The 6,369-nt window shown below is 65.2% G+C and carries 4 protein-coding genes; 3 read left to right on the forward strand and 1 reads right to left on the reverse strand.

Going from position 1 to position 6,369, the window contains the following annotated elements; all coding sequences use genetic code 11:
* Positions 1-341: 341 nt before the first annotated feature.
* A complete protein-coding gene (locus ACK41V_RS23050) occupies positions 342-2,105 on the reverse strand; it encodes a protein kinase domain-containing protein (protein ID WP_409785922.1) in 1,764 nt (587 codons plus the stop codon).
* 346 nt (positions 2,106-2,451) lie between these two features.
* Here ACK41V_RS23050 and nirB point away from each other — a divergent pair, with 346 nt between their 5' ends.
* From nirB to nirD, 3 genes are all read left to right on the forward strand, one after another.
* A complete protein-coding gene (gene nirB / locus ACK41V_RS23055; RefSeq protein WP_409785923.1) occupies positions 2,452-4,896 on the forward strand; it encodes a nitrite reductase large subunit NirB in 2,445 nt (814 codons plus the stop codon).
* Between the two features lie 66 nt (positions 4,897-4,962).
* A complete protein-coding gene (locus ACK41V_RS23060) occupies positions 4,963-5,775 on the forward strand; it encodes a type IV pili methyl-accepting chemotaxis transducer N-terminal domain-containing protein (protein ID WP_409785925.1) in 813 nt (270 codons plus the stop codon).
* Between the two features lie 44 nt (positions 5,776-5,819).
* A complete protein-coding gene (gene nirD / locus ACK41V_RS23065; protein ID WP_409785926.1) occupies positions 5,820-6,251 on the forward strand; it encodes a nitrite reductase small subunit NirD in 432 nt (143 codons plus the stop codon).
* Positions 6,252-6,369: the final 118 nt, after the last annotated feature.

Here is a 6,369-nt window from a genome sequence, read left to right on the forward strand (position 1 = left end):
CGATCATCAATGCGGTGATCCGCTCGGGCAAGCCTTGGCAGGCTGGTTATCCACAGACCGCCGGGGTTTGAAAAATGCTTGACTTCAAACACAGTTGCTCTCCCCTTGTGGGAGAGGGTTGGGGAGAGGGGGCGATCGGGCGCTGCGCCCTCAATTCCCCCTCTCCCCCCGCCCTCCCCCGCGAGGGGGGAGGGAGCCAAGTCAGGCGCTGCGTTGGCTCGCAAGACTCGCCCAGCATCAACGAGGAGCCTGGCACCTTGAATATTGATCAAAACAGGCTCTAGCGCTTATCCATAAAGCGCTAGCAGCTATCACTTTAGAAGCATTGGCATCCCACCGCCCTATCGCGGCAAAAACACCAGCCAGTACACCAGCAGCAGATTCACCAGCACGCTGACAACCAGCGCAATCTTCCACACCGCCGTGGCGTCGCGCTGCATCAGTGGCTGCGGGCCGGGGGTGGACAAGGGGCGGGATGCGCCGCGCTCCAGGGCCAGCAGCAGCTCTTCGGCAGTTTCAAAACGGTGGGTGAGGTTGCGGGCCACGGCCTTCTGGGCAATCTGGTCGAGCCAGATGGGTACGCCGGGGTTGTGGCGGCTGGGAGCCACGGGGTCGCGGTGGTAGCGGCCCAGCTGGTACTGCACCACGTCGCCGTACGGCAGCCGCCCGTTGGCCAGCAGCTGGTACAGGGTGACGCCCAGCGCAAACAGGTCGCTGCCTGCGTCGGGCAACTGACCGGCCGGGTCGCCGCTCTTTTCGTAGCCCGGCCATTGTTCGGGGTTCATGTAGCTGGGGGTGCCTGCGTGCAGGCGGCGCGTGGCCTCGGGCTCGCGGCCACTCAGCGCCACGCCCAGGTCCAGCACGCGCAGCACGCCGTCGTCGCCCAGGTGCAGGTTGTCGGGTTTGATGTCGCGGTGCACCACGCCCTGGCGGTGCAACCAGCCCAGCACCTGCGCGGCCTGCATGACCACCGCCACGGTTTGTGCCACCGTCAGCGGCTGGCGGCGGCGCAGGCGCTGGCCCAGGGTTTCGCCCGAATGCCAGTCGTACAGCAGATAAAACGCGCTGGCATGGGGGTTTTCGGCGGGGTGGTCCTCGGCAGGCCATGTGTTCAGCCGCGCCAGGTGCACCGCCGCGTGGCCCGACTGCATGCGGCGCGCTACCCAGGCTTCGTGCGCCAGCGTGGCGCGCTCCTCGGGGTCGTGCGCGCGGGCGGGCACCAGGGTTTTGAGGGCGTACAGCCGCTGTGTGGGCGGGTGGCGCATCTGGTAGATGCGATGAATGCCGTTGTCTGCCACCACGGCGGTCACCACCAGGCCATCCACCGGGTCCCCCACTTTCAGCAGCGGCAGCACCGGCAGGTCGTGCGCACGGCGGGATTCGTCCTGCAGCGTGGCCTCCAGCGCCCCTTGCACACGCACCACCAGGGCGGTGATGTTGTCGTTGCTGCCGCGGCGCAGTGCGGCCTGGGTGAGCGCTTCGCTCAGCGCCTGGGCGGGCACCGCGTCTTGCCGCAACAGTTGCCGCAGCTCGCGCTCGGGCAGGCTGCCGTGTACGCCGTCAGACAGCAGCACAAACAGGTCGCCACTTTGCAGCTCGCCTTGGCTGTAGTCCACCACCACATGGTCATCGAGCCCCATGGCGCGGGTGAGCTGGTGGGCAAAGTCGCGCTGGTGCATCACATGGTCGGCCGTCAGCAGTTGCAGCCGGCCGCCCCGCAGCAGGTAGGCGCGCGTGTCGCCCACATGGGCCAGGGTGTACGACTGCCCCCGCAACACCAGGGCCGTGATGGTGGTCAGCCCCACCGCGGGTTGGCGACGGCGGTTCATCGAGGCCAGCCAGCCGTTGTGGGCGCTCAAGATGCGGTCCAGCCCCACCGTGGTGTCCCAGGTCTCGGGGGTGCCAAAGTAGTCGTTGACCAGCGTGTTCACCGTGGTCTGCGCGGCCTCGCGTCCGTTGCCACCGGCACTGACTCCGTCGGCAATGGCGGCAATGGCGCCGCGCTCGCGGTCGCGCCCCTGCCCCTCTACCAGCGCGGCAAAGTCTTCGTTCAGGTCTTTGCGCCCCGCCAGCGAAGTCTGGCCGAAGTCCAGTTCAAAACTCATGCACCACCTGCACGCAGGTTTCGTGCCCAAGGTGGTGCACGCAGCGCACCCGTTGCGCCGATGTGGACCCAAGCTGCACAGTGCCGGTCCGCACGCGGACGCCCTGCGCGCTTCACGCGGCGGCCATCGCCCCACATCAGTGCAAACCATCTGGCACGGCCATTGCTTGAAGCATCGCAACGACCCGGCAGGGTCACGCAGTTCCCCCGTGCAATGGCGCACTGATGAATTGCAAGGACGAAGGCGTCCCCACATGCGGTTTCGAGTTCAGATCGAAGCAGCATCGTGTGGACGCCTTTTTTGTTTTTCGAGTTGCCCAGGCGATGAACCGACGGAGTCAGTCACGATGAAAAAGCTCAAGCTGGTGATGGTAGGAAACGGCATGGCCGGTGTGCGCACGCTGGAAGAGCTGCTCAAGATTGCCCCCGATCTGTATGACATCACGGTGTTCGGGGCCGAACCGCACCCCAACTACAACCGCATTTTGCTGTCGCCCGTGCTGGCGGGCGAGCAGACCATCGACGAGATCATTCTGAACGACTGGTCCTGGTATGCCGACAACCACATCACGCTGCACACCGGCTTCACCGTGACCGACGTGAACCGCGTGCGCCGCGTGGTCAGCGCCACGGGCGCAGCGGGCGATGTGATCACGGCCGAATACGACCGACTCATCCTGGCCACGGGCTCCAACCCGTTCATCCTGCCCATCCCCGGCAAAGACCTGAAAGGCGTGCTGGCCTACCGCGACATTGCAGACACGCAGGCCATGATCGCCGCTGCCGCCACCTACCAACACGCCGTGGTCATCGGCGGCGGCCTGCTGGGCCTGGAGGCCGCCAACGGCCTCATGAAACGTGGCATGCAAGTCACCGTGGTGCACGTGGGCGACTGGTTGATGGAACGCCAGCTGGACGACGTGGCGGGCAAGATGCTGCAAAAGTCGCTGGCTGAACGCGGCATGCAGTTTTTGATGGGCGCGCAGACTCAGGAGCTGGTCGGCGGCGCGGATGGCCGCGTCAAATCCGTGAAATTCAAGGACGGCACCGAGGTGCCAGCAGATCTGGTCTGCATGGCGGTGGGCATTCGCCCCAACACCGCATTGGCCGAAAAGATGCGCCTGCACGTGAACCGCGGCATTGTGGTGAGCGACACGCTGCAGACCACGACCGACGCGCGCATCTACGCCGTGGGCGAATGCGCGGCGCACCGGGGCATTGCGTATGGGCTGGTGGCGCCGCTGTTCGAGCAGGGCAAGGTGCTGGCCAACCACCTGGCGGAGTTCGGCATTGGCCGCTATCTGGGCTCGCTGACATCGACCAAGCTCAAGGTGACGGGCATCGACCTGTTCTCGGCCGGTGACTTTCAAGGGGGAGACGACACCGAGGAGATCGTGATGAGCGACCCCTTCGGCGGGGTGTACAAAAAGCTCGTCATCAAAGACGACAAGCTGGTGGGCGCGTGCCTGTATGGCGACACCGTGGACGGCAGCTGGTACTTCAAGCTGCTGCGCGATGGCCGCAGCGTGAGCGACCTGCGCGACAAGCTGATGTTTGGCGAATCGCACCTGGGCGATGTGGGCCACCAGGGCCAGAGCAAGGCATCGGCCATGGCCGACACGGACGAGGTGTGTGGCTGCAACGGCGTGACCAAGGGCGCCATCTGCAAAGCCATCAAGGACAAGGGTTTGTTCACGCTGGAGGAGGTCAAGAAGCACACCAAGGCCAGCGCATCGTGCGGCTCGTGCACGGGCCTGGTCGAGCAGATCTTGATGTTCACCGCAGGTGGCGACTACAGCGCCACGCCCAAGACGAAAGCCATGTGCGGCTGCACCGACCATGGCCACCAGGCAGTGCGTGATTCAATCCGCGCCAACAAGCTCTTGACCATTGCCAGCGTCTTTCAATTCATGGAATGGAAGACCCCCAACGGCTGCGCCAGCTGCCGCCCGGCCGTCAACTACTATCTTCTGAGCACCTGGCCCAAGGAGGCCAAGGACGACCCGCAAAGCCGCTTCATCAACGAACGCAGCCACGCCAACATCCAAAAGGACGGCACCTACAGCGTGATTCCGCGCATGTGGGGCGGCGAGACCACGGCCGACGAACTGCGCCGCATTGCCGATGCCGTGGACAAATACAACATCCCCACCGTCAAGGTCACGGGCGGCCAGCGCATCGACTTGCTGGGCGTGAAGAAGGAAGACCTGGTCAATGTGTGGAAAGACATCGGCATGCCCAGCGGCCATGCCTACGCCAAGGCCCTGCGCACCGTGAAAACCTGCGTGGGCAGCGAGTGGTGCCGCATGGGCACACAAGACAGCACGCAGATGGGCAAGGACATGGAGCGCGCGATGTGGCGCATGTATGCCCCGCACAAGGTGAAGTTTGCAGTGAGCGGCTGCCCGCGCAACTGCGCCGAGGCCGGTATCAAGGACGTGGGCATCATCGGCGTGGACAGCGGCTGGGAGATGTACGTGGCGGGCAACGGCGGCATCAAGACCGAGGTGGCGCACTTTTTTACCAAGCTCAAAACATCGGAAGAAGTGCTGGAGTACACCGGCGCGTTTTGCGAGCTGTACCGCCAGGAAGGCTGGTACCTGGAGCGCACGGTGCACTACGTGGACCGCGTGGGCCTGGACTATGTGAAAAAACGCATTCTGGAAGACGACGCAGGCCGCAAGGCGCTGTGGGAGCAACTGCAGTTTGCGCTGGATGGCGAGCCCGACCCCTGGTTCGACTTTGACAAAGCCGCCGTGGACACGCGCCAGTTCGAGCCGGTCAGCGCCTGAACATCGGGCCCTTTTTGCCCAGCCCATCCCACTGATCGCCTTCACACAAACGGAGCACCCCCATCCATGCACCGCAGAACTTTTCTTTTGAACGCTGCAGGCGGCGCCGCCACTGCAGGCGCCCTGCTCTCGCCCTGGCACGCTGCGCAGGCCCAGGTCACCGACCTGAACGACGCCATCAACAAAGCCGGGCGCCAGCGCATGCTGAGCCAGCGTGTGGGCAAAGCCTGGCTGGCCCTGGCCCACAAGGCCGACAGCCCCGTGGCACGGCAGGTGCTGCAGCAGTCGATGGCGCTGTTTGACCGGCAGTTGGTGGAACTGAAGGCCTACGCCCCCTCGCCCACCATCCGCGACACCTACACGCGGCTGGAGGCTGCGTGGAGCGAGCACAAGACCACGCTGGTAGGCGCCGCCCCATCGCGCGACGGTGCCAGCGCCTTGCTGGCCGCCGACGCCAAGGTGTTGGCGCTGGCCCACCAGGGCACCGTGCAGTACGAAGCCGCATCCGGCAAACCCGTGGGCCACCTGGTGAACGTGGCAGGCCGCCAGCGCATGTTGAGCCAGCGCATGGCCAAGTTCTGCCTGTCGGCGCTGCTGCCGGTAGACGCCGCCACCGCCACCACCGAAATCGCCAAAGCCCGCACCGAGTTCGTGGCCGCCAACGCCGTGTTGCGCGACGCCCCCCAGGCCAACGACCGAATCCGGCAAGAGCTGCAACTGGCCGAGGGCCAATGGGTGTTTTTTGACGCTGCGTTGCAGCGTTTGCAACCCGGCGGCGCCAACGCGGCCCGCCAGGTGTCCGAAGTGTTTGTGGCCAGCGAGAACCTGCTGTCCAGCATGGACCGAGTGACCGGCCTGTACGCCGCCATGGCCGCCTGAGAGGCTGAGCACAGGCTCCCCCCACAAGAAAATCAGGAACAGCCATGACGACGAGCACCACAGCCACCACCACCCAGCCCAACGCAGCCCCCACCGCCGAATGGAAGCGGATCTGCCACGTGGACGACATCCCCGTGCTGGGCTCGCGCCGCGTGACCAGGCCCCAGGGGCTGGACGTGGCCGTGTTTCGCAACGACGCTGGCGGTGTTTTTCCGCTGCTGGACCGTTGCCCGCACAAGGGCGGGCCGCTGTCGCAAGGCATCGTGTTTGGCACGCATGTGGCGTGTCCGCTGCACAACTGGACGATTGGGTTGTGCGACGGGCAGGCGTCGGCGCCGGATGAGGGGTGCACGCCGAAGTTTGCGGTGAAGGTGGAGGATGGGGCGGTGTATCTGGATGCGCTGGAGTTGGGGTCTGTGGCTACGGATCTGACACGGCCTGTGGCTGGGCCTGCGCGTAGGACTTTTGGGGTCTGAGATGTCTGGTCTCGCGCTTCTTTTTGATTCTGTGCCCTTGCGAAGGGCGGAGGCCGGGGTGTGCGCCCGGCGGCGCAGTAACTTTCTCTTGCGTCGCCAAGAGAAAGTCACCAAAGAG

Source organism: Acidovorax sp. (assembly GCF_046291265.1).
Lineage (GTDB): Bacteria > Pseudomonadota > Gammaproteobacteria > Burkholderiales > Burkholderiaceae_C > Acidovorax.

Bases quoted from the DNA above. Each gene is read 5' to 3' on its own strand.
- ACK41V_RS23050 (WP_409785922.1), bottom strand. From the start codon at position 2,105: ATGAGTTTTGAACTGGACTTCGGCCAGACTTCGCTGGCGGGGCGCAAA.
- ACK41V_RS23060 (WP_409785925.1), top strand. From the start codon at position 4,963: ATGCACCGCAGAACTTTTCTTTTGAACGCTGCAGGCGGCGCCGCCACT.
- nirD (WP_409785926.1), top strand. From the start codon at position 5,820: ATGACGACGAGCACCACAGCCACCACCACCCAGCCCAACGCAGCCCCC.
- nirB (WP_409785923.1), top strand. From the start codon at position 2,452: ATGAAAAAGCTCAAGCTGGTGATGGTAGGAAACGGCATGGCCGGTGTG.